Origin of the sequence: Chryseobacterium rhizosphaerae (genome assembly GCF_003385455.1) — a bacterium.
GTDB classification, from domain to species: Bacteria; Bacteroidota; Bacteroidia; order Flavobacteriales; family Weeksellaceae; genus Chryseobacterium; species Chryseobacterium rhizosphaerae.
On the sequence record NZ_QNUF01000017.1, the window covers coordinates 79,069 to 104,279 of the forward strand.

At 36.6% G+C, this 25,211-nt stretch carries 20 protein-coding genes; 8 read left to right on the plus strand and 12 right to left on the minus strand.

Annotated elements, in window-relative coordinates:
- Window positions 1-38: 38 nt before the first annotated feature.
- Entirely contained in the window at window positions 39-989 is a 951-nt protein-coding gene (locus tag DRF57_RS14720) for a LysR substrate-binding domain-containing protein (protein ID WP_047492366.1), read from the minus strand.
- A gap of 133 nt (window positions 990-1,122) precedes the next feature.
- Between DRF57_RS14720 and DRF57_RS14725 the strand changes: the two genes are divergently transcribed.
- The 5 genes from DRF57_RS14725 (at window position 1,123) to DRF57_RS14745 (ending at window position 5,430) form a co-directional block, all read left to right on the plus strand.
- Window positions 1,123-2,610 carry a catalase gene (locus tag DRF57_RS14725; RefSeq protein WP_115919318.1) on the plus strand — a complete coding sequence of 496 codons (1,488 nt, stop codon included), beginning with the start codon at window positions 1,123-1,125 and terminating at the stop codon, window positions 2,608-2,610.
- 105 nt (window positions 2,611-2,715) lie between these two features.
- Complete coding sequence (locus DRF57_RS14730; protein ID WP_084087162.1) at window positions 2,716-3,483, plus strand: enoyl-CoA hydratase/isomerase family protein; 768 nt, start codon at window positions 2,716-2,718, stop codon at window positions 3,481-3,483.
- 48 nt (window positions 3,484-3,531) lie between these two features.
- A complete protein-coding gene (locus DRF57_RS14735) occupies window positions 3,532-3,954 on the plus strand; it encodes a deoxycytidylate deaminase (RefSeq protein WP_047492363.1) in 423 nt (140 codons plus the stop codon).
- A gap of 6 nt (window positions 3,955-3,960) precedes the next feature.
- Window positions 3,961-4,875: a site-specific tyrosine recombinase XerD gene (gene xerD, locus DRF57_RS14740; RefSeq protein WP_047492361.1), complete on the plus strand. Its 915-nt coding sequence runs from the start codon at window positions 3,961-3,963 to the stop codon at window positions 4,873-4,875.
- 42 nt (window positions 4,876-4,917) lie between these two features.
- A complete protein-coding gene (locus tag DRF57_RS14745) occupies window positions 4,918-5,430 on the plus strand; it encodes an NUDIX hydrolase (RefSeq protein WP_047492358.1) in 513 nt (170 codons plus the stop codon).
- 177 nt (window positions 5,431-5,607) lie between these two features.
- On the opposite strand, the gene DRF57_RS14750 is transcribed toward DRF57_RS14745, so the two are convergent.
- The 9 genes from DRF57_RS14750 to DRF57_RS14790 form a co-directional block, all read right to left on the minus strand.
- A complete protein-coding gene (locus DRF57_RS14750) occupies window positions 5,608-6,066 on the minus strand; it encodes a heme-binding domain-containing protein (protein WP_115919320.1) in 459 nt (152 codons plus the stop codon).
- 4 nt (window positions 6,067-6,070) lie between these two features.
- On the minus strand, window positions 6,071-7,843 hold the full coding sequence (locus DRF57_RS14755) for an Ig-like domain-containing protein (RefSeq protein WP_115919338.1): 1,773 nt from the start codon (window positions 7,841-7,843) through the stop codon (window positions 6,071-6,073).
- Window positions 7,844-7,868: 25 nt separating this feature from the next.
- Window positions 7,869-9,131: a serine hydrolase domain-containing protein gene (locus DRF57_RS14760; RefSeq protein ID WP_115919322.1), complete on the minus strand. Its 1,263-nt coding sequence runs from the start codon at window positions 9,129-9,131 to the stop codon at window positions 7,869-7,871.
- 128 nt (window positions 9,132-9,259) lie between these two features.
- Window positions 9,260-10,189 carry a 2-hydroxyacid dehydrogenase gene (locus DRF57_RS14765; RefSeq protein ID WP_115919324.1) on the minus strand — a complete coding sequence of 310 codons (930 nt, stop codon included), beginning with the start codon at window positions 10,187-10,189 and terminating at the stop codon, window positions 9,260-9,262.
- A 46-nt stretch (window positions 10,190-10,235) separates the two neighbouring features.
- Window positions 10,236-10,517 (minus strand): GxxExxY protein, encoded by a 282-nt coding sequence (locus DRF57_RS14770; protein WP_307724835.1) that lies wholly within the window; start codon window positions 10,515-10,517, stop codon window positions 10,236-10,238.
- 187 nt (window positions 10,518-10,704) lie between these two features.
- Window positions 10,705-11,247 (minus strand): acyl-CoA thioesterase, encoded by a 543-nt coding sequence (locus DRF57_RS14775; protein ID WP_047492349.1) that lies wholly within the window; start codon window positions 11,245-11,247, stop codon window positions 10,705-10,707.
- Window positions 11,235-11,987 (minus strand): hypothetical protein, encoded by a 753-nt coding sequence (locus DRF57_RS14780; protein WP_047492347.1) that lies wholly within the window; start codon window positions 11,985-11,987, stop codon window positions 11,235-11,237. Before DRF57_RS14780 ends, DRF57_RS14775 begins: the two co-directional genes overlap by 13 nt.
- Window positions 11,988-12,216: 229 nt before the next feature.
- Complete coding sequence (locus DRF57_RS14785; RefSeq protein WP_115919326.1) at window positions 12,217-14,352, minus strand: TonB-dependent receptor; 2,136 nt, start codon at window positions 14,350-14,352, stop codon at window positions 12,217-12,219.
- 265 nt (window positions 14,353-14,617) lie between these two features.
- Window positions 14,618-15,388 (minus strand): WG repeat-containing protein, encoded by a 771-nt coding sequence (locus tag DRF57_RS14790; protein WP_228450391.1) that lies wholly within the window; start codon window positions 15,386-15,388, stop codon window positions 14,618-14,620.
- Between the two features lie 302 nt (window positions 15,389-15,690).
- On the opposite strand from DRF57_RS14790, the gene DRF57_RS14795 reads away from it, so the two are divergent.
- Together DRF57_RS14795 and DRF57_RS14800 are read left to right on the plus strand one after the other, a co-directional pair.
- Window positions 15,691-18,471 (plus strand): bifunctional aconitate hydratase 2/2-methylisocitrate dehydratase, encoded by a 2,781-nt coding sequence (locus DRF57_RS14795; RefSeq protein ID WP_115919330.1) that lies wholly within the window; start codon window positions 15,691-15,693, stop codon window positions 18,469-18,471.
- Between the two features lie 310 nt (window positions 18,472-18,781).
- Complete coding sequence (locus DRF57_RS14800) at window positions 18,782-21,049, plus strand: aconitate hydratase (RefSeq protein ID WP_047492335.1); 2,268 nt, start codon at window positions 18,782-18,784, stop codon at window positions 21,047-21,049.
- A 50-nt stretch (window positions 21,050-21,099) separates the two neighbouring features.
- Here DRF57_RS14800 and DRF57_RS14805 read toward each other — a convergent pair whose 3' ends face one another.
- Together DRF57_RS14805 and DRF57_RS14810 are read right to left on the minus strand one after the other, a co-directional pair.
- Complete coding sequence (locus DRF57_RS14805; RefSeq protein ID WP_115919332.1) at window positions 21,100-21,777, minus strand: LytR/AlgR family response regulator transcription factor; 678 nt, start codon at window positions 21,775-21,777, stop codon at window positions 21,100-21,102.
- Window positions 21,764-22,792 (minus strand): sensor histidine kinase, encoded by a 1,029-nt coding sequence (locus tag DRF57_RS14810; protein WP_115919340.1) that lies wholly within the window; start codon window positions 22,790-22,792, stop codon window positions 21,764-21,766. The genes DRF57_RS14805 and DRF57_RS14810 overlap by 14 nt, the downstream gene beginning before the upstream one ends.
- Before the next feature lie 177 nt (window positions 22,793-22,969).
- Between DRF57_RS14810 and DRF57_RS14815 the strand changes: the two genes are divergently transcribed.
- Window positions 22,970-25,093, plus strand: a complete 2,124-nt coding sequence (locus tag DRF57_RS14815; RefSeq protein ID WP_115919334.1) for an outer membrane beta-barrel family protein — start codon at window positions 22,970-22,972, stop codon at window positions 25,091-25,093.
- The last annotated feature ends 118 nt before the right edge of the window (window positions 25,094-25,211 follow it).

The window sequence follows — 25,211 nt, forward strand, 5'->3', positions numbered from 1 at the left end:
TTTAAATTAATGACTTATATCATTTTAGAACATTCTGATTATTGTGGCTTTATGCTTACAAATTCTTTAGGACTTTCATGATAGTTCAATTTAAGCTCTAAAGAAGTTTTGATAGAATGTGATAATTCGTCAATAATTTTTTGTTTAAAGGTCGGCTTATAATATATAATACTGATCTCTCTGTATGGGAATGGCTTCTTAAATCTGAAGACATTTTTTTTCTGCTCTTCTGAAAGCTGACTCAGGGCCAGTTCCGGTAAAATACTAATCCCTCCTACTTTATCTACCATATGTACCAAAGTCTGGATATTGGAAGCTAAGAAATCCAAGTTTTTAGGCTTTAATGTATTTTCTTTCAGGTGGCAGATATTTTCGAACTGATTTCTAAGGCAGTTTCCTTCTTCAAGTAACCACACTTTTTCTACATTCAGGTCTTCAGGAATAATATAAGCATTCTTTTTGTTCGCTTCAGTATTGGAGCTATAGATCATCAGTTCTTCATTGAATAAGAAATCCTGATAAAATTCATCAGCGGTATCATAAGGAGTTGAAATAATTCCTGCATCCAGTTCCCCTGCTTTTAACGCCTTGATAATATTATCCGTTGTCATCTCCTTTACATTCATCTGAATTTTAGGATTATCCTCCAAAAATTTAAAGATTTCCGTAGGCAGAATAAAAGAAGAAACAGTTGGGATAATACCCAGATTGATGGTTCCTCCTAAAATATTATTCAAAAGATTCGCTTTGTTTTTCAGCTCATTGACAGATTCTATAATAACCTTAGCCTGATCAATGATCTGAAGTCCTACATCTGTAGTACGGATCGGGTGTGTAGTTCTGTCAAAAACCTTCACATCCAGTTCATCCTCAAATTTCTGTATCATGGCACTTAAGGTAGGCTGGGTAATGAAGCATGCCTGGGCTGCTTTACCAAAATGTTTATACTTATCAACAGCGATAAGATACTCCAGTTGCTGAATGTTCATTTGATTAATATTATCTATTACAAAGATATAATGTTTTTGCTATTAGCAATTAAAAATTCAAGTAAATTTGATATTCACTACCTTTACAGTGGTATTTAGAAAATAAGAAAACAATTATTCAAATCATCGATATATGGATTCTAAAAAATTAACGTTAAGTAACGGCACGCCTTATTTTGAGCATCAGGATTCCCAGACGGTAGGACCAAGAGGCCCGGTATTGCTGCAAGACTTTGTTCTTCAGGAAAACCTTGCCCATTTCGTTAGGGAAAGAATACCTGAAAGAATTGTACACGCTAAAGGAAGCGGAGCTTACGGAACCTTTACCGTAACCCATGATATCAGTAAATATACAAAAGCAAAGCTATTTTCAAAAGTAGGCAATTCATGCAGGATGTTTGCCAGATTTTCTACGGTAGGAGGAGAAAAAGGAAGTGCAGATACGGCAAGAGACCCACGGGGTTTTGCTTTAAAATTTTATACAGAAGATGGAAACTGGGATCTTGTAGGGAACAACACTCCTGTTTTCTTTATTAAGGATGCCAAGAAATTTCCGGATTTTATACATACTCAAAAAAGACTTCCTAAAACCAATTTAAAGAGTGCCACTATGATGTGGGATTTCTGGAGTCTCAACCCGGAATCTCTTCATCAGGTTCTTATTTTAATGTCAGACAGAGGAACCCCTTATGGTTTCAGACATATGCATGGTTTCGGATCTCACACTTTTTCTATGATCAATGAGCAGAATGAAAGAGTATGGGTAAAGTTCCATTTCAAAACAAAACAGGGGGTAAAAAACTTCACGGATGAGGAAGCTGTAAAAATGGCAGGAGAAAATCCTGACTTTGCACAGGAAGATCTTTGCCATTCTATTGAGAATGGAGATTTCCCGAAATGGACTATGTATATCCAGGTGATGACAGAAGACCAGGCAAAAGATTTCAGATGGAATCCTTTTGATGTTACTAAAGTGTGGTTCCATGATGACTTCCCTCTTATTGAAGTAGGTGAAATGGAACTCAATGAAGTTCCTGTCAATTATTTTGCCCATGTTGAGCAGTCTACGTTTTCTCCCAGCAGCCTGATAAACGGGATCAGCTTTTCACCGGACAAAATGCTTCAGGGAAGATTGTTCTCTTATCCTGATGCTCACCGATACAGAGTAGGAGTAAATGCCCATCAGCTGGAGGTGAACAGATGTCCTTTTGCGGTTAATAATTATCAGAGAGATGGCTATATGGCAGATTCAAGCCAGTATCAGGATAAACCTAATTATCACCCCAACAGTTTTGATGACATCACGCCTGATCCCTCTTATAAGAACTATGAGTATGAATTAGATAGCGCCCATGTGGCCAACTATAACAGAAATGAAAACGACAGTGATCATTATACTCAGCCAGGGCTTCTTTACTCAAAAGCAATGAACGCTGAAGACAGAGAACACCTGATTAACAACATCGTAGAAAGCATGAAAGGGATATCAGGACCTAAGGGAGAAGAGATCATCAACAGGCAATTATGTCACTTTTTTAGGGCTAATATCGAACTTGGCATGAGAGTGGCTTCCCAATTAAATGTCAATATCGATGCAAATATGATGAATCATTCCAAATAATCATATTGAACAATAAATTAAAAAAAAGGAAAAAAAAATAATATTTTTTCCTTTTTTTTGTAAAAAATTCATAATTTGCAGAGGATGATATTTCAAAGTGGAAAAATGAGTTACGAAAATATATTATTAAAAAAAGAAGATAAAGTATCTATCATTATCATAAACAGACCTGAGAGTTTAAATGCATTAAATGCAAAAACTATTCAGGAGATCAGTACCGCAATGGATGAACTTAATTCCGACCATTCCTGCAGGGTTATTATCCTTACGGGAAGTGGTGAAAAGTCTTTTGTGGCCGGTGCTGATATCAAAGAATTTAGCGAGTTTGGACAAGAAAAAGCTGAAGAGCTTGCCCGAAACGGACAAAATTCACTGTTTAACAAAATTGAAAATATGTCTAAACCTGTCATTGCAGCCGTTAACGGTTTTGCATTGGGAGGAGGTTTAGAGCTTGCTATGGCATGCCACATCAGATATGCATCGGAAAACGCCAGATTGGGTCTTCCTGAAGTAACGCTGGGATTAATCCCGGGATACGGAGGAACACAAAGGCTTCCTAAGCTTGTCGGAAAAGGTATTGCCAACGAAATGATCTTCTCAGCCAAAATGGTTCCTGCTCAAAAGGCAAAAGAAATCGGACTGGTGAATGAAGTATACCCTATTGACGAATTATTAACCAAAACGAAAGAATTAGCGAACATTATTGCCCACAATTCACCAATGGCAATATCTAAGGCTATCCACGCCGTGAATTTATCTGATACGGAGAAAGGTTTTGAAACTGAAATCAAGTATTTCGGGGAGCTTTTTGAAATGGACGATAAGAAAGAAGGAGTAAGTGCTTTCCTAGAGAAAAGAAAGCCAAACTTCTAAACTTTCAAGCTTTTAATCCAATTATTTCGAAAAAACTAATGCTGCGGTATGAATAAGTTTGACAAGGCTTATCTAAAAATGGCTCAGGAATGGGCAAAACTCTCCTACTGTAAGAGAAAACAGGTGGGAGCTCTTATCGTAAAAGATAGGATGATTATTTCAGACGGTTACAACGGAACTCCTTCGGGGTTTGAGAACTGCTGTGAAAATGAAGAGGGGAAAACGCACTGGTATGTACTGCATGCGGAGGCTAATGCTATATTAAAGCTGGCAGCTTCCACTCAGTCTGCAAAAGGGGCAACGCTATATCTAACGCTGTCGCCTTGTAAAGAATGCAGTAAACTAATCCTGCAGGCAGGAATTACAAGACTGGTGTATATTAATGAGTATTCGGATGAAGACGGCATCTCGTTCCTGAAAAACCATGGTATTGAAATAGAACAAATATCGGACTGTGAACTAAAAAAATAAGCACAAATGACTTGGGATGAAAAGATCAAAGATTTTGAAATATTTCTTCGCTTCGAAAGAAATTTTTCAGACAACACGCTCGACGCCTATGTTCGGGACATTAAAAAACTAAAAGATTACGCAGAAGAAGATCTGGCAAACGTCGGTCCAGATTCTATCGGTTACGAAAACCTGCAGGAATACATTTTCAATCTTTCTAAACAGAAATTCAGTGAGAGATCTCAAGCAAGATGGATCTCTTCTATTAAAGCTTTCTTTAAATTTCTGCTTGAGGATGAATTTCGGGAAGACAACCCTGCAGCGTTACTCGAAGGTCCTAAACTAGGACTCTATCTACCAGACACTTTAAGCCTGCTTGATATCAACAAAATTATTGCGGCTATTGAAATCAATACAGACCTGGGGAAAAGGAACAACTGTATCATTGAGGTACTCTATGGTTGCGGACTCCGTGTTTCTGAACTTATTGATTTGAAAATATCCAATATCAATTTTAAAGAGCAATATATCAAAGTCCATGGAAAAGGAAACAAAACCCGTTTCGTTCCACTGGCTGATTATACAGCTGAATTACTGGAAAATTATATCAAAGAAGTACGTTCTAAAGGTAAAATCAATAAGAAATATGAAGACACACTGTTCCTGAACAGCCGTGGCACCTCGATGTCAAGGGTTATTGTATTTCTTATCATCAAAGAACTTACGGATAAAGCAGGGGTTAACAAAAAGATATCTCCACACACCTTCAGACATTCTTTTGCAACACACTTGCTTCAGAATGGAGCCGATTTACGTTATATTCAGGAAATGCTTGGACATTCCAGTATTACAACGACGGAAATCTACACTCATTTAAAAACTGAAGAATTAAGGGATGTTATTTTGAGTTATCACCCGAGAAATATTAATATTACTCAATGAAATGAAGTTCCATCTGAACTTTAAAAAAGTAATTATAAACAGATGAAATTATTGAAATATTGCCCTAGCTGTGGCAAAGAATCTTTACACTGGGATGGTGAAAAGAAATGGAGCTGCCCTGAATGTGACTTCAGATTGTATAATAATGTAGCAGGCGCTGTAGCTGTAGTGATCCGATGTGGTGACGAAATTTACCTTACCAGGAGAAACAGAGACCCTAAAAAGGGAAAACTCGATCTGGCCGGAGGATTTGTTGACCCTAAAGAGAGCGCAGAAGAAACCTGCAAAAGAGAGCTTTTTGAAGAACTTCAGCTTAGTATCAATATTTCAAACTTAAAATATCTTACCAGCCTTCCAAACGTTTATCAATATAAAGAAATTGATTATAACACGATTGATCTTTTTTATGAGTATAATGTTTCGGAAAAATTTGAGGTAAGCCTTGAGCTTTCAGAAATATCAGAAGCGGTATGGATTCCTTTAAAGGAGCTTAACCTTGATGATATTGCTTTTGATTCTCAGAAGAGGTTTTTTGAAGATTATATAAAGAAATAATTTTTGTAATATATTCTCCCGCAGATTTTAAATCTGCGGGAGTTTTTTTATGTTCTTACAGATTTTTCGGATCTCGTGCAGAGGATTACTTTTACAGTCTGCTTCGTTCCTGAAAGTGATTCTCATTTGTTTTCAACAGAAAAAACAGGGAAGAAATATCGAAATTTCCTATTAAAATCAATACGTTTTAGTCTTCAGCATTTCTTCAAAGTACTGAATCAACAGTGATCTTTCTGCTTCCGAAAGATTAGCTTCTTTATGGTACACAATATAACCAGGCATCGGCATTGTTTTATGTTTAAGAGCCTCAATAGACCTGTCAAGCATATTCTCTTTTAATTCCTTATTATAGGTACCCCAAACAGAAAAATTAAGATGCTGACGACCTTCATTTACATGGCTTTTTACAGACCATGAAACAGGGGCTATATAAGCATATTTAGGATATATGGTTTCGTTGGAATGACAATCGTAGCATGCTCCCTTAAGTAATGTTCGAATCTTTTCCGGAGCTTTCCTGGAATTTACAAAGTTTACTTTTGAATCTACCGGTTTGTTTACTCTGTCAATAGGAATAAACTGAACCAGGGCAAAGGCCACCAAACTCCAAAAGACTATTTTTTTTGCGATTTTCATACGTTTACTTTACCGGAGTTAGAACGGCATTCTCAGATTTAATTTCTTTTTTTACGCTCTGCTCTACCGCTTCCTTCTTTTCGTCAGCTTCAGGCGTACCTGCAGGCACAGCAGGAGACACAGCTCCTTTAGGATTATCAAGCGTTCTGGTATCTTTCAGGTCCCATTCTTCTCTTGTTTCCCACAGTCCTCTTATCACAACTTTTTTATAGAAAATATAGGCATCTTCAGCAAAGGTTTCGGTAGCAAAATCGGCTTCATCCCAATATTTATTTTCATTGTTGTCTACCAATATTCTTACAATATATTCATCAGGTTTCAGAATATCAAATTTCACTTTATCTCCTTTGGTATATCTCTGGTAGACTACTTTTTCAGAAGAGTCAAGAAGCTGAATCCAATAGCTGGAAGATGGTGCGTTCAGAATATTAAATTCCAGGCTACCAAACTGGTCTACCTTAGCAACATCAAAATCAAAACGTTTTGACTGTGTATTTTTAGCATAGAACGATGATACGGTTTCTTTTGGAACCGTAAGCTGATATTTTTTTCCGCTCACGAAGTCAGACTGAATCAATATCTGATACGGATTGGTTTCGGAGATTTTGGCTGTAAATTCCTGAGTAGTTAAGCTATCACTTTTCAGTATCCACTTTGCCGGGTCAATCTTGTCAATGATATAATTGGAGGAAATTTTGAAGTCAGTTTTTGGAGCTAATGAACCTCCTCCGTTATCACTGTTGAGATCCATTACATTTTTCTTATTGTATTTGTAAAATAAGGAAACCGTATAGGCGCTGTCCTTTTTCGGACCTTTATCATGCGTAAACATCAGTTTTTCTGTGGTCTCCTGTCCTACATTATTTTTCACAGCATCAAACCAAATCTTCACAGAATCTGATTTTGGACTGTGTGTTACTTTTATATCTTTAAGTTTATCATTCAGCGATGTTACTTTCACATCATCCGGATGCCCATCAAATATCATAAGAATTCCTCCCGGAACCTCCTTCATTTCAGAATATTTCAATGGCTTTTTAGAAGGATATACTTTTAAGTTTAATCCTGAAACAGATTTTTCAACTTCTACAGTTTCTTTCTGAAACCCTATTTTCTCTTTTCCCGGATCATACACAGAATTTCCATTCTCATCTGCAAAGGCTATAATCTTATATTTCCCCGGAGAAAGGTAATTCATCTCATAATACCCATCATCGTCCACTTTGGTGATATAGTACGGCTTTTGCTTATAATTCATGGTATCTTTCACCTGATAAAGCCCGACCACCAATTTGTTTTCAGTACTTCCTGTTTTCTTTTTGATGTCTAAAGCATCTTTAATTTCACCACTTACATACAAATCATCCAGTTTGTCGCCCGTGGAAAAAGCAAAATTAAAATACCGAAGTGGATTGGATTCATTATTATCTACAATTGAATTTCCAAAATTGAAATTATATGTGGTATTGGCCTGTAAAGTATCTGTCCATTGGATCAGAACAAATTTATTGGCAATATTGGAAGGAAGAATTCGCTTTATATTCTTGATAGGTGGCGAAATGATCAGATTCTTATTGATATCTTTCAATGTTACATACTCATCAAAATCCAGGCGGAGCTCGTGAATATCTTTTTTCACATTGATTCTTGTGGTATCAATATTTGAACTTAAAAATCTAGGGGCCAAAGTATCTTTCGGACCTCCAACAGGAGAGCCTACTCTTGCACACGAATGAACAAGAAAACAGATAACGAATAATAGAAGAAACCTTTTCATGAAAATGTTTAAGCAAAAGTAAACATTATTCTCCAAAAACTTCATGTCCTGAATTCAAAGTATCTTTATTGTCGTTCATTACCGAGTGAAGCTTATCTTTCTGTAAAGGGAAATCCTCAAATAATCCGGACAATGCAAGCGCTGTGTATACTTTATTTGAATATTTATTACCAATGGCTACAATAGTAACTTTAGACTTCAGAAGGTGGGCAAATACGGAATTGCTGCCATGCCACCACCCATTATGATAGGTTAGTTTTTCACCGTTGTCAAAAATTTTCATCCTAAACCCTAATCCGTAGTTATTCATTCCCGATTTCTCATTGCTGTACGGGGTAAATACCATCTGCATCAGCTCAGGCTTTAGAAAATCTTTTGAGAACATGGCTTTTGAGAAGTTATATAAATCTCTTGGTGTAGTATATACATTTTTGTCTCCGTAAATAAGATCCAACCTATCTAAAGGATATAGCTTACTCCCTCCATAGTAGAAAGACTGTGCCGCCGTAGGAATATCTTTTTCCTGGAAAATATAAGAATTGGTCATTTTTAACGGCGTAAACACCATTTCTTTCATAGCCTGAGGAAACGGAGTTTTCGTCACTTTTTCAATCAACAAAGCCAATAAAGCAAAATTCGTATTACAATACATGAATCCTGTATCTGTATCTCTTGCCAGATCCGGTTTGTACTTGATGATCATATTCAGAACATCCTGATTGGTAATAAATGGTTTGGAAAGTTCAGCCGGTGCAGGCTGTATTTTGGTAATAAAATATTCGTACTTCGGAAGTCCACTTCTTTGATCCAGCAAGGTTTGAATAGTAACATTAGGATATGGAAATCCTGGAAAATATTGGCTCAGATGGTCTGAAAGCTTTATTTTCCCTGCTTCCACCAACTTCATCATCGCCATTGCCGTTAATGTTTTTGATACCGATGCCACATGCAAAGGTGTATTTTTATCTATAGGCATCTGGTTTCCTTCTCTTCCGAAACCTCTGTAATTTTCGTATAAAATCTCGTCGCCTTTCGCCACAAGTATTCCGCCACTAAGATCTCCTCCATCCCATATCTTTTTGTAATACTGATCTATATAATTTATCGTGGTTGGTTTATCTAAAACCTGATTGTCTGTTTGGGTAAAAATTTTCCCAAGATCTACATTTCCGTAGTTAGGGAGATTCGTCGTATTTTCCGCTGAAGTTTCTTGGGCTTCAGACTTTTTTTTACAGGAAAATAGGGATAAAAGAACAGTTAAAATAAATACAAAATTACGCGTCTTCATGAGATTCAAAAATGAGCGGCAATTTAATAAAACTCAAAAAAAAATAATAAATATAGAGTGATATTATGAATTATTTAACATAAACGAAAGAATCAGCAAATAGGAAAATTTACTGATTCTTTATTTTGCTAGCCAAAAGCGGCTATTATTTTATCTACAATGAATTGTGCCAGTTTTTCTTTACTCTGATGAGTCCAGCCGGCAATATGAGGAGTTACAATCACCTTTTCTGATTCGAGAAGAAATTTTAAATCTTCATTTTCCGTTTCTATATTTTCAAAAGAAGATTTTTCATATTCCAGGACATCCAGGCAGGTTCCTTTTATTTTTCCGGATTTCAAAGCTTCTACTAAGCTTTTAGTCTTTACATTCTTTCCTCTTGCGGTATTCACAAAATAAAACTCATTTTTCATTTCAGCAATAAAGGCTTCATCAATCAGATAATGAGTCTGTGAAGTGAGAGGAATATGAAGACTTAAAATATCCGCAGACTGCTTCAGTTCTTCTAAAGTGACCTGTGTAGCAAATTCGTCAGAAAGCCCAGGAAGGATATCATGAAAAATCACTTTACAACCAAAACCTGAGAATCTTTTGGCTGTAGCTTTTCCCATATTTCCGTATCCTATAAGCCCTACTGTTTTTCCCAGCAATTCATCACCTCTGTTCTCTTCACGTTTCCAGACACCGTTCTTTACTTCCTGAGAAGCAATAAACAATCTGTTCATTATAACCAGCAGCATTCCTACTACATGTTCTGCAACAGAATCTCTATTTCCTTCAGGAGAGTTGATCAGCTGAATTCCCAATGCTTCAGCAACAGGAATATCAATATTCTCCATTCCGGCTCCTACTCTTGCAATAAACTTCAGGTTCTTACCTTTCTCAAGGAAATTTTTATCTAATGGAATTCTGCTTCTGATGATAATACCATCATAATGTTCAATTTTATGACAAACCTCATCATAAGAAGAAGTAAAATCTTCTTCCAATATAAAGTTTTTTGCCAGAAGCTGTTCGGTAATAAGAGGGTGATTTTTATCTAAAAGAAGTATTTTCATAGCTTAAACACGAATGACACAAATTATTTTTCACAAATAACACAGATTATAATGTACTATTGATTACTCTTTTTACTCCGTTTTTAAATTGAAGAGTATTAAAGTTAATCAACATTCCAAGTTTACAGTTACTCAGCCGAAGATAGGTAAGTATTTGAGCCAAATGAACATCATTTAAGGTTTCTACCGACTTTATTTCTAACACAAATTTTTTCTCTATCAGAAAATCAAGTCTATTACCTACATCCAATTTTACCTCATCATAAATCAAAGGCATTGGCTTTTGTTTTTCCACAAGAAGATTATGCTTATTCAATTCATAAAACATACATTCTTCATATGCACTTTCTAAAAGTCCGGGCCTAATGTTTTATGAACCAGAAATCCTGCTTCGTAAACAATTCTTGATATATCATTTTCAGAAATATCCATTTGTACTAATTTTTCATCTTAACCGACACCAATCATTTGTGAGAATTTGTGCCGGGCATTTGTGATATTGGTGTTTTATTTGTTTATTTTTTGTCCTTCTTTGGCTCTTGTGGTTCCTGAAATAACTTTTTAAGTTCCACAGATTCCAGAGGTTTCATTCTTCCGGATAGAATTAAAGAAAGTTCTTTTCTACGGAATGCCGCAGCAAATCTTTCTTTTTCCTCCTCTGTTTCCGGAACCATCTCCGGGATAGGAATAGGACGGTTAAATTCATCTACAGCAACGAAGGTATAAATACCTGCATTGGTATGAATCTTCTTCTGGTTGATAGGGTCATCCAACCATACATCGACATATACTTCCATAGACGTGGAAAATGCTCTGGAAACTTTAGACTCCAGCACTACTACTCCACCTTCCGGAATTGGGTGATTAAAGGAAACATGGTTTACAGAAGCTGTTACCACTCTTCTTTCACAGTGTCTTGCTGCTGAGATAGACGCACAACGGTCCATTTTTGCTAAAAGCTCACCACCAAAAAGGTTTCTTAAAGAATTTGTTTCGTTCGGAAGAACAATGTTAGTCATAATGGTCAGAGATTCTGACGCTTTTTTTATTTTTGCCATCTAGTCTTAGTGTTGTTTCGGGCAGCCGGAGCAGGTTTTGTTCCTTTTACGGCAGGTTTTACTAATGAATCTTTTTTCAGAGAATCTGAAACGGTCATGTCCGGTGTATGGGCCACTACTTTTACCGTATCTTTCACAATTCTATGGGTAGAAGTCTGTACGGAAACATTATTAAAGGATTTCTTTCCAAAAATAAACTCCTGTTTAGCATAGGCCAGGTATAGGATTCCTGCCACCGGAATAATCAGCAAAAAAGTCCATAGGATTGTTTTCTTGAATTTATAATCCTTTTCCCTGTTTTCTGAAGCATGAACTTTCTCTCCATTATTGATATCTGAAAATCGTATTTCTTCTAACCCATAAAAATCGGGATGTCCTGATTCTATTCTTTTTCCTTTGAAATGGGTATGCCCTTCTTCAATGAAGATGTTTCCAAGATTTTGAATTTCAAGAATCTGTTCTGCCTGTAGCTTTTTCTTCCAAAAATCAGTCTGTATCTTCAGATCGCTTCGGGAAGCCTCCAGAGACATCTGTTTTTGTCCGGCTATAAAAGCAGTTAATTCTTCAGATTGTACTTCATAATCTATGGTAAAATCAATCTGACTGGCTGGCGGAAGAATACTTCCGTTTTCAGAATTAATAATGGCCTTAGAATTTTTCAGGGAAAACACGCCAAAGCCTGGAACTGTAGCAGTTCCAAATTGTTTCAAGTATTCTAAAATATATGCTGAAATATTCATTTGGCAGCAAATTTATAACTTTTTCATGACTTTTTAAGACATTTAATCTTATATAAAAAAAGACTGCCGAAACAGTCTTTTGCTTATTATCTATTAAAATAGCGATAATGTTACCTATAATCCCCTTTAACTATAAAAAGGCAAATAGTATTAAGATTCAAAATCAATTACATGATCAATATAAATCACTATTTGATTCTATACTTTTTTTATCATAAATCTTTACAAATTATTGAATTTTCCAGCTGATTCCAAACATAAAATTTGTTCCTGCCTGTGAAAAATAATAAGGTGTTCCTTCATACACAGAGCCGTTATTGACATATTTTTTATTAAACAGGTTATTGACCAATAATTTCAATGCAATGTCATTATTAGCAATTTTAAACTGGTATTCCGCATTAAAATCTGTCAGCAGATAATCTTTAAGCTGTAAGTTTTTATCTTCTGTGTTATCCAGATACTGTTTTCCCACATACTGATTCATTAAAGCAAACTGGAAGCTCTTGGATGGGCTGAATTTCAATCCTACGTTAGCCACTACATCCGGAGAAAAGGAAATTTGTGTATTTCCAAGGTTTTTAAGCACCCCTTCATTTTTAATATTAAAATCCTGATTCCTGTTCTGGCTCAAGCTTACATTCCCTGAGATCTCCCATTGTTTTGACAGTTTTGCCAAAGCACCAAGCTCAATTCCCCTTCTGTAACTTTTTCCGGAGTTTGTTCTGATAAATGCTCCTACGTTATTAAGCTCTCCATTTAAAACCAGTTGATTGACATAATACATATAATATAAGTTGGCTGTCAATGATAAAAATCCAAACTGTTTTTCCAGACCAGCTTCAATATCGTGAAGTTTTTCAGCTTTCACATTTTGATCCGCAAGCAGGTCGTCCCTGTTTGGCTCCCGGTGGGCATGGGCGTAGGACAGGAATATTTTTCCGTTTCCTATTTTATAATTTACCCCAGCCTTAGGGTTAAAAAACAACCAGTTTTTCTTTATATTCCCTCCTTCTCCATCCCCGCTAAGGATAATTTTTGTATCGTAATGAATACTTCTCAGCTGTAAGTCTCCAAAGAATTCGAAATCCTCTACTTTTAATAAAGCTTTTGCAAATCCTGCTGCTTCATTTTTCACGGAACGACCTCTGTAATACTCATAATCATTAATCTGTGGAAAATAAACTCCCGTTACCGTTCCATAGTGCTTCCCATAATATTGGTTCGCCACAACTCCGAAGTTAAGATCAATATTTTCAAACTTCCCATACAATGTAGAAACCAAACCATAGAAATGATTATCCAACCATTTTTTTCTGATAAAGTCAGTTTTTTCAACAGCTACCCCGTTGACGATAGGAACTTCCAGATTATAGTCGGCATAATGAGTAGATTCCTTATCTCCTTCGTTTACTCTTTTATAATTTTCGTAATATCCTTTTCCTCTGGTATAATGCAAAGTCGTTTCTAAACTCCAGATATCATTAAACTTCTGCTCCCACAGAAACTGATAATGATTTTGGCGGTAGTTATCCGTTTCACCATCATAAAATTTCTTTTCTCCGGTAAAAAGGTCTTTATATCCCCCTGAGCTGTTGTATTTTGGATTGGTTTCCCAGGTTTCTTTATCAATACCATTCCAGGCCTGATAAGTTCTTTCCTTACCTCCGAAAGCCATCAATCGTAATCTTGTTTTACCTTCTTCAAATAAAGCAGTAAAATTATAAGAATCCAGATTCGCTGAAGCTCTGTCAATATATCCGTCAGAATGGATATGAGAATATCTTCCCATCACAGAAATCCTGTCTTTCCAGAACTTTCCGGTTCCAACCTCAGCTGAATATTTATAGGTATTGAACGAACCATAGCTATCATCTGTTTTAATATAAAACTTCTCTTCCGGATCTTTTGAGATCACGTTGATACTGGCTCCAAATGATGAAACTCCATTATTGGAAGTTCCTACCCCTCTCTGAATAACAATCTGTGACGCAGAACTCGTTAAATCCGGAACATTCACAAAAAATGCACCCTGACTTTCTGAATCGTTAAAAGGAACACCATTCATCATGATATTAATCCCTCTTCCTGCTACTCCACGAATTCTAAGGCCAGTATAGCCTACACCGTTACCAGCATCTGAAGTCGAAATAACAGAAGTTTGATTTTTTAAAAGCATAGGAAGATCCTGCCCAAGGTTTTTCCCGTCTAAGTCTTTCTGGACATTAATAATTTCCTTCGCAACCGGAAGTCTTTTGGTAAAGCTAACCCCTTCAATCTCCCTTGTTTTAAGAGAGTCTTTATTTTGAGCCTGCATAAAGGCTGCTGAGCCTACGGTAAGCCCTAAAAAAAATAATCCTTTCATTCTATAAATCTTTAACATTTAATGAATAAAAGGGGATCGATAAGATATTATACATTTCGACTTACAACAGTCGGTGTGTCCCTAAACAGCATTACCTGTTCCAGGTTCATTGGGTATAATCTCAGCCTGTTAAAGCACCCCTTTATTTCAGCCGCGAAATTACAAAAAATATATGAGATGTAGGAATGGGGTCTGGTGGCGGGATACTAAGTTTTTTATTTTACAAAATAGGGGTGATCGGCAAATAATGAGTCATGGCTCATCTCTAGTAGGTTTTGTTATTTGCGTCAATATAATAATATTCTTTGCCGTCTTTGGTTACTTCAAACATTTTACCCAGCTTCCAGCTGAAATTTCTTTTTATATTGGAATATTCGAAAGGAATAATCACTTTATTATTTACATCTATCACACCAAATTTATCATTCTGGGAAGCCACAATCATGGGGTCTGCCACATCATCACCCTCCATGATATACAGGTATTGATATTGAGGATAAATCTGATAATCTCTGTAATCTGCCGCATTGACGAATTTTGATTTTTCAATGATCCCGTAAAATCCATTCAGAACATAGGCCTGAAATAGCTGCTGCTTGTAGTCTCCAAACTTACATTTTCCAAGATCTGCATCTTTGAACTGATAGACTCTTTTTCCTTTTACATCAACCCGGTAAGAAATCATATCTTTTTCTACTGTGGCATAGTTTTTTGTCCCGAATTTCCTGATTTTTTCATTCGGGGAGTTCAAAAGATTACAATCCTCATAAAAAAATACAGCAATATGATATTCCGGCTGGATAATAAATTTTCCTTTTTGGTTGACATATCCAAACTTATCTTCTTTCTTTTTAGGAATAAGAAGAGGCAGGTTCTCATTAATAACTACCAGATCAGAATTAGGTTTAGCCACTGTACTCCCTTTCTTTACCGTGGTTTTCGCAACATTTTTAACCGGCACTTTCTTCACAGATTTAGTCTGTGAGAAAATGAAAATCGAAATAAAAACGCACAAAACATTCAGGATATTTTTCATATTCGTCATTTGTCTGCAAAATTACGGCCAAATATAGAATTTATCAAATTCATATTTATAAAGAATCTAAATAATTTCATTCCCATAAAATAGTAAAATTTCGTAATTTTGGGGAACATTTTGAATTGTTTGATAATTTTAAAACTTTAAAAAAATTGTAGATTATACTTACTTTTCTCCGGATCATACCGTACACTCAAAATGCGGGAACTCAAAATGTTATTTATAAAGACCGGTAAAAAGAAGTGACAGTACTAACAACTGTTTCATATATCTACCTTTAAAAGAGAAAGACTTCTATTATGAATATTTATAAGGATTACATCAAAGAGATTGAAGAAAGAAAAAACCAGGGGCTTCATCCAAAGCCAATTGATGGTGCTGAATTACTAAGCGAAATCATTGCACAGATTAAAGATTCAGGTAATGCAGATCGAACAGATTCTCTTAAATTTTTCATTTACAACACTTTACCTGGAACAACAAGTGCAGCAGGTGTTAAAGCAAAATTTTTAAAGGAAATCATTCTAGGTGAATCCGTAGTAGAAGAAATATCACCGGCTTACGCCTTTGAATTGTTATCTCATATGAAAGGAGGTCCTTCTATTGAAGTATTACTGGACCTTGCCTTAGGTAATGATGCCGCTATTGCCAAAGAAGCGGCTAAAGTTCTTAAGACACAAGTCTACCTTTATGAAGCGGATACTAACCGTCTGAAAGAAGCATTCAACAGTGGCAACGAAATCGCCAAAGAAATCCTGGAAAGCTATGCACAGGCTGAGTTTTTCACTAAGCTTCCGGAAGTAGCTGAAGAAATTAAAGTGGTAACATTTATTGCCGGTGAGGGTGACATTTCAACGGATTTATTATCTCCGGGAAATCAGGCGCACTCCAGATCAGACCGTGAACTTCATGGTAAGTGTATGATCACGCCTCAGGCTCAGGAAGAAATCAAGGCTTTACAGGCCAAACATCCTGACGCAAGCGTTATGCTTATTGCTGAAAAAGGAACAATGGGTGTAGGGTCATCGAGAATGTCCGGAGTAAACAACGTAGCTCTTTGGACAGGAAAACAAGCAAGTCCCTATGTTCCATTTGTAAATATCGCTCCTATTGTTGGAGGAACAAACGGAATTTCTCCTATTTTCCTTACCACAGTTGATGTTACCGGTGGTATCGGTATCGACCTTAAAAACTGGGTGAAAAAACTGGATGCAGAAGGAAACCCGATTCGTAATGAAAATGGGGAGCCTATCCTTGAAGAGGCTTACTCTGTTGCTACAGGAACTGTACTTACGATTAATATAAAAAAGAAAAAATTATATAACGGAGATCAGGAGCTGATTGACATTTCTAAGGCATTGACCCCTCAGAAAATGGAATTCATTAAGGCTGGAGGATCTTACGCTATCGTATTTGGTAAAAAATTACAGACATTCGCAGCACAGCTTTTAGGAGTTGAAGCTCCGGTTGTTTTTGCTCCGTCAAAAGAAATTTCTCACGAAGGACAAGGTCTTACAGCCGTAGAAAAGATTTTCAATAGAAATGCTGTAGGAACAACACCTGGAAAAGTACTACATGCTGGTTCAGACGTTCGTGTAGAAGTTAATATCGTCGGATCTCAGGATACAACAGGTCTTATGACTTCTCAGGAGCTTGAATCTATGGCGGCTACAGTAATTTCTCCAATTGTTGACGGTGCATACCAATCAGGATGTCACACAGCTTCAGTATGGGATAAAAAAGCACAGGCAAATATCCCGAAACTAATGAAATTTATGAACGAATTCGGATTGATCACAGCCCGTGACCCTAAAGGGGAATACCATGCTATGACCGACGTAATTCACAAGGTTCTTAACGATATTACAGTAGACGAATGGGCAATCATTATTGGTGGGGATTCTCACACAAGAATGTCCAAAGGTGTTGCTTTTGGAGCTGACTCAGGAACAGTGGCTCTTGCACTGGCTACCGGAGAAGCATCTATGCCAATTCCTGAATCTGTAAAGGTAACTTTCAAAGGAGACATGAAAGAGCATATGGATTTCCGTGATGTTGTTCATGCAACTCAGGCTCAAATGCTTAAGCAGTTTGGAGGTGAAAACGTATTCCAGGGTAGAATCATTGAGGTTCACATCGGAACGCTTCCTGCTGACCAGGCATTTACATTTACAGACTGGACTGCAGAGATGAAAGCAAAAGCTTCTATCAACATTTCTGAAGACAATACCCTAATCGAATCATTGGAAATTGCAAAAGGCAGAATCCAGATCATGATTGATAAAGGTATGGACAATCACAACCAAGTTCTTCAGGGATTAATTAATAAAGCTGATAAGAGAATTGCAGAGATCAGATCTGGTGAAAAGCCAGCTTTAACTCCTGATGCTAATGCTAAATATTATGCTGAAGTAGTGGTTGATCTTGATGTAATCGTTGAACCAATGATTGCTGACCCGGATGTAAACAATGATGATGTTTCCAAGAGATATACTCACGATACCATCAGAGACCTTTCATATTATGGAGGTGAGAAAAAAGTAGATCTAGGTTTTGTGGGGTCATGTATGGTTCACAAAGGAGATTTGAAAATTGTTTCTCAAATGCTTAGAAATATTGAAAAACAACAAGGTAAAGTAGAATTTAATGCTCCTCTTGTAGTGGCAGCACCTACTTACAACATCATCGATGAATTAAAAGCAGAAGGAGACTGGGAATTGTTAGAAAAATATTCTGCCTTTGAATTTGATGATAAAGCTCCTAAAGGTGAAGCTCGTACGGAATACAAAAACGTAATGTATCTTGAGCGTCCTGGATGTAACCTTTGTATGGGTAACCAGGAAAAAGCTGCTAAAGGAGATACTGTATTGGCAACGTCAACCCGTCTTTTCCAGGGAAGAGTGGTTGAAGATTCTGAACGTAAAAAAGGAGAATCATTACTTGCATCCACTCCGGTTGTTGTTCTTTCAGCTATTATCGGACGTATTCCTAATATAGATGAATATAAAGCAGCCGTTGAAGGTATTGATCTTACTAAGTTTACCCCTCCAATCAAGGAGTTGGTTCAGGTAGGTCATTAATAAAGTATAACAATAGCTTTAAAAATTATATAATTGAAAGATTTTGGTCCTGTAAGGATTTAAAATCTTTCAATTTTTTGTTTAGAATACTTCCATTTTAAGGGTAATACAATTTTTTTTCAAGAAAATCAACAAAATAAATTCTATTTTTTCTTAAATTGAAAGTTATAAAATCTCTTGATTTATCATCAAAAGTATGCTCATTTATAGATTATAGGAACATTTTTTGATGTGTTTGTAGAACGGTTTTTATCTCTCAAAATCAGAGAAAGAAACATTAACAGAAAAAGAACAAAAACTAAATTTAGATATGACTTTTGATATTGATATGATCAAAAAAGTGTACGAGCGTTACCCTGAAAGAATTGCAGCAGCAAGACAGATCGTGGGAAAACCTCTTACCCTTTCAGAAAAAATCCTTTACACCCACCTTTGGGAAGGAAATGCTACACAGGCACATGAAAGAGGAAACTCTTATGTAGACTTTGCACCAGATAGAGTAGCCATGCAGGATGCAACTGCACAGATGGCACTTTTGCAATTCATGCAGGCAGGAAAAGCAAAAGTAGCTGTCCCGTCAACGGCTCATGCAGATCACCTTATTCAGGCGAAAGTAGGTGCTGATAAAGATTTGCAGGAAGGAATCAACAAAAACTCTGAAGTATTCAACTTCTTAAGTTCTGTATGTGATAAATACGGAATTGGTTTCTGGAAGCCCGGAGCTGGTATTATCCACCAGGTGGTATTGGAAAATTATGCTTTCCCGGGAGGGATGATGATCGGTACAGATTCACACACCGTAAATGCAGGAGGTCTTGGAATGGTAGCCATCGGTGTAGGAGGAGCTGATGCAGTAGATGTAATGGCGGGAATGGCATGGGAACTTAAAATGCCTAAACTTATCGGGGTAAAACTGACAGGTAAAATGTCTGGATGGACTTCTGCAAAAGATGTGATCCTGAAAGTAGCCGGAATCCTTACTGTAAAAGGAGGAACAGGATGTATTGTAGAATATTTCGGTGAAGGTGCAGAATCTCTTTCTGCAACAGGGAAAGGTACTATCTGTAACATGGGTGCTGAAATCGGCGCTACAACTTCCACTTTCGGATATGATGATTCTATGAGAAGATATCTGACTGCAACAGGAAGACAGGACGTTGTAGATGCAGCTGATAAAATTGCGGAACATTTAACAGGTGATGCTGAAGTATATGCAAACCCAGAACAATATTTTGATCAATTAATAGAAATTAACCTTTCTGAATTAACACCTCATTTAAACGGACCTTTCACTCCGGACCTGGCAACTCCGGTTGCTGAATTCAGAGCTAAAGCTGAAGCAAACGGATGGCCAATAGAAGTGGAATGGGCTCTTATCGGTTCTTGTACCAACTCTTCTTATGAAGATTTATCAAGAGCTGCTTCTATCGTTGAAGATGCGGTAGCAAAAGGTGTAAAACCTAAGGCTATTTTAGGGATCAACCCAGGTTCTGAGCAGGTGAAATTTACTGCTGAAAGAGACGGTTTCTTAGATTCTTTCAGAAAATTTGAAAACGCAAGGATTTTCACGAATGCCTGTGGACCATGTATCGGACAATGGGACAGAGAAGGAGCTGATAAAGGTGAGAAAAATTCTATCATCCATTCTTTCAACAGAAACTTTGCAAAGAGAGCTGACGGTAACCCAAATACTCACGCTTTTGTAGCTTCTCCAGAAATGGTAGCTGCTGTAGCAATATCCGGTAGATTAGACTTCAACCCAATTTCTGATACGTTAACCAACGAAGCCGGTGAGCAGGTAAAACTTGATGAACCTAAAGGTTCTGAGCTTCCTGCAAGAGGATTTGCAGTAGATGACAATGGCTATCAGGCTCCATCAGCAGATGGATCCGGTATTGTGGTCAATGTAAGCCCTACTTCAGACAGACTTCAGCTATTGGAAGAATTCCCTGCCTGGGACGGTAAAAATATTGAAGGGGCTAAGGTATTGATCAAAGCTTTCGGAAAATGTACTACCGACCATATTTCTATGGCTGGACCATGGTTGAAATACAGAGGTCACCTTGACAATATTTCAAATAACATGTTGATTGGAGCTGTAAATGCTTACAACATGGAAACGAACCACGTGAAAAACGAAATCACCGGTGAATATGGTGAAGTTCCGGCTGTACAAAGAGCTTATAAAGCAGCAGGTATTCCTACTATTGTTGTAGGGGATCAAAACTATGGTGAAGGTTCTTCAAGAGAACATGCTGCCATGGAGCCTAGACACCTGGGAGTAAAAGCCGTACTGGTAAAATCATTCGCGAGAATCCACGAGACCAACCTTAAAAAACAAGGTATGCTTGGATTAACTTTCGCTAATGAGGCTGATTATGACAAAATCTTAGAAGATGATACAGTTAATTTCTTAGATCTTGACCAGTTTGCTCCAGGAAAGCAATTGACGTTAGAATTCGTTCATGCTAACGGAACTAAAGATATTATTATGGCCAACCATACATACAATGATCAACAAATCGAGTGGTTTAAGGCTGGTTCTGCACTGAACCTGATTAAGCAACAGGAAAATTAAGATTACTTGTTAGATTAATATAAAAGACGGCTTCTGTTGAAGCCGTCTTTTTATTTCAGTTTATCCAAAAGGTTAGCTCTGTAGATATCTCCAATTGGAATTTCCTGCTTAGAAAGCATCACCTTTTTTGCTCCTATGCTTTTTATTTTATCCAGATTTATGATAAAGGATTTGTGAATGCGTATAAATTGATCAGGAAGTTGATTTTCCATTGATTTAAGCGTGTCCAGAACAATATATTCTTCATCCTCTGTCCTGATATTTACATAGTCTTTAATGCTCTCAATATAAAGAATATCATTAAAGAGCAAACGATGTTGCTGTCCGGAAGACTTGACAAAGAAATGGGAATCTGTTTCCTCATTAACCGAGAAACGTTCTCTGGCTTTTAGGGCACTTTTTTGAAACCGGTCAAAAGAAACCGGCTTCAGCAGATAATCAATTATATTATGCTCGTATCCTTCCAGTGCATATTCCGAATAAGCAGTAGTTAAAATATACTTTTGCCTGGATCCCACAATTTTCATGAAATTAATCCCTGTAAGCTCCGGCATCTGGATATCTAAAAAAATAAGGTCAGAATCATTATCTTTAATATATTCCAAAGCCAATATAGGATTCTCGGTAGAAAATACCAGTTCAAAAAAAGGGATCTTCCGGATATAGTTTTCAAGGAGAGATATGGCCAGGGGCTCATCATCTACAACGACGCATTTAATTGTATTCATCTCGTAAATTAATCTTTAAATCTACTATAAATTCTGTTTCTGAGTCTTTTATATTCAGTTCATATTTCTGAGGATAAAGAATTTCCAGTCTCTTTTTCACATTCTCAATACCTATCCCAGACGCTGTATCTTTCATCCTTTGATTTTTAAAATTGTGAAGAGAAAAATGAAGGCTTCGGTTTTTATCGGAAACTTTCAGAACAAAACCTTTATCCCTGAAGTCACCATGTTTAAAAGCATTTTCTACAAATGGAACCAAGAGCATAGGAGAAATATTGAGTTTTGGATGGGTGATATCTTTTTCGAAAATCAGCATTTCAGCGTTTTTTATTCTCAGTTTTTCGAGCCCGATCAAGCTCTCAATATACCCAATTTCTTTATCCAGGCTGATCACATCTTTTTCAAGATCTTTCGTACTGTATCTGAGCAGCTCACTCAGCTTTTCAATTGCGGGTAATGATTTATCTGAATTCTGATAAACAAGGGAGTAAATATTATTTAAAGAATTAAAAATAAAGTGTGGATTGATCTGTGTTTTCAATGCCTGAAGTTCTGCTTGTTTTTTCTCTATCAGGAGTCGTTTTTTATCATTTTCAGCCACCCCGTATTTCTCTAATATCCATAAAATTCCTGCTATGAAAGTGGTGAGAGAGCTGCTATAAATATTATCAAAAAAATAGTATGTAAGTCCTGTTCCTTCACCATAGTTTCGAAATCCAACGATCTCCTGCAAAATTATTTCTTCAAGAATATAACGCAGTCCTGCAAAGCAAAGAAGAGTCAATACAAAAACTATTACAGCTGAGTAAAGCTTATCCAGCTTGAAGAACTTTGGGAAAATAAATATATATGAAATATAGAAACTCAGAATCTTTACCATAAAAAAAGTAATCCTGAGAATACTTACTTCATAGCTGCTTCTCTCCGGAAAAAAGAAATTAGGAGTAATAACCGTTCCAAAAAAATCAAAACTCCAATAGATAATCTGAAGCCAGATAATTTGCTGTTTTTTCATACTCAAATATAAAGCTCCGCCAAGGAATTTATCTACAGTTTTCGATGAAAGGCTCTTTTTTTCCGATAAAACTATTTTCACACCCATGAAACAAGCCTTCGTCTAATCCCTGTTTTTACAAGAATATCCACCCTATACCTTTGCCCCAGAGCTGTAATAAAACCTCTCTTACATACAATGAAAAGAACTATTTTCTATATCTCAGTATTATTTTATTCTTTTGCGGTAGGGCAGACTAAAGACTCTGCAATGGTAAAAAAGATCGAAACGGTTACGGTAAACGCTAAAAAAAATTTGGTAGAACGTAAAGTAGATCGTCTTGTCTATAATGTTCAAAACTCTATGCTATCCCAGGGAAGCTCAGGAACAGAAGTATTAGCAGGAACTCCTTTTCTTAAAGTGGATGAAGATAAAGGTCTTCTTTCTATTGCCGGCAAAAATGGAGTCTCTGTTATGGTTAATGACCGAATGCTTAACCTTTCCGGTACCGAACTCATCAATTATTTAAGAAACTTACGTTCTGAGAACATCCTGAAAATTGAAGTCATCACTACTCCGCCTTCAAAGTATGAAGCTCAGGGAAATAGCGGGATTATTAATATTGTTTTAAAAAAAAATCAACTTCTTGGATGGAACGGTTATCTGACCACGTATTATAAACAAAAAACCTATGCCGGATTTGGGAGTGTGGCAGGGGTTAATTATCAGAATGAAAAATTAAAAGCAGCAATAAAACTACAGGGATTTGATGAAGAAAAACGTTCTGTAGAAAATTATCAGGTTATGGGAAAAAGTTCTTCGGTTAACAGAGATGACAGAAGGGATATGAATGATGGACTTGGGTTTAATGCGACACTGGATTACTCATTATCCGAAAAATCCAATATAGGAATGGTTTATGATATGATGAAAGGACACTCCAATATGGATATTCATTCGGGGCAAAACTACTTTACCGATGACACTCTAAACTTCCAGACCCAAACTGATTCTAAACACCGTTCTGATTTTACTTCCCAAATGCTGAACCTTTATTTTGATCAAAAGCTAGGAGATCATAAGCTGAGTTTTGGAGCTAATTATTATGGAAACCTTCCGGATACTCAGGTCAATTTTAAAACCATAAATATGGCAGATCATTCAGAACAAATGGTCAGAAATCTATCTTCGGTGGACTATAAAATCTATTCTGGACAGGCTGATTTGACTTTAAATCTTAAAAATATTCAAGTTGAAGCCGGTACCAAGTACAGCCAGTTTTCGAACAACTCAGCTATTGAGTATTATAATATGATCAGTGGAAATTATACCATTGATCCGAAAAAAAGCAATCTTTTTAATTATAATGAAAAAAATTATGCAGGTTACTTCAGTGCCAGTAAAGATTTTGGTGAAAAATGGTCTGCAAAAATAGGCCTGCGTTACGAATATACCGATACAAAAGGATTTTCACCCACCACAGAGTCTCAGTCTGACAATAGGTATGGAAAACTATTTCCCACTGCTTATATTTCTTATAAGGCTGATGCTAACCATCAATTCAGTCTTACCTATTCCAAAAGGATTAACCGCCCTTATTTCCGGGCTTTAGATCCTTTCCGCTGGTACTCCAATCCAAATACTTATTATACCGGAAATCCGAGCCTGCAGCCTTCATTCAACCATAATATTGAATTCAATTATATCTTTAAAAATAAATTCTCAGCTAATCTCTACTACCAGAGAACCTTGAATAGTTTTGACCAGATCACATTTTTAGATGGAATCCAGCTAACCAGTACCTATCAAAATTATTACAATCAAAACAATTATGGGATCAATCTTAACTATACAGATACTTTTTTCAAAATCTGGGAAAGCAATCTTTCTGCATCCTTCAGCTGTAATGAAACCCAGATTACCCAATTCAATGCCGTCCCTAAAAGTGGGCAAGCCTTCTATTATTCTACCAACAATACTTTCAGACTCAATAAAGCCAAAACGTTTTTTCTGTTTTTAAATTACTGGCATAATCTTCCATCAAGGGATGGGTATATGTCCGTCAGAAACAGGGCCAGTGCTGATGCCGGAATAAAAATGAGCTTTGCAGAAAAAGCATTGCAGATTAACCTTTCGGTAAGTGATATCTTTAAACAATCCGGATATAAAGCCAATATGTATTTCTCCGATAATACACAGTCTTTCAATAATTATTGGGACGCCAGAAGGCTGACCTTAAGTATCACCTATAATTTCGGCAACCAGAAGCTGAAAAATGAGGAGAGAAAAATTAATTTTGAAGAAAAAAACCGGGCACAATAATGAAATCCGCCTGTTTATTTGAGTCGTCCTAAAATAGGTTGACATAAAATTAAACAATATTTAATCCGGAGATGCATTTGTTTCTTCGGATTTTTTATGGACTGTATCTGGGGTTTGC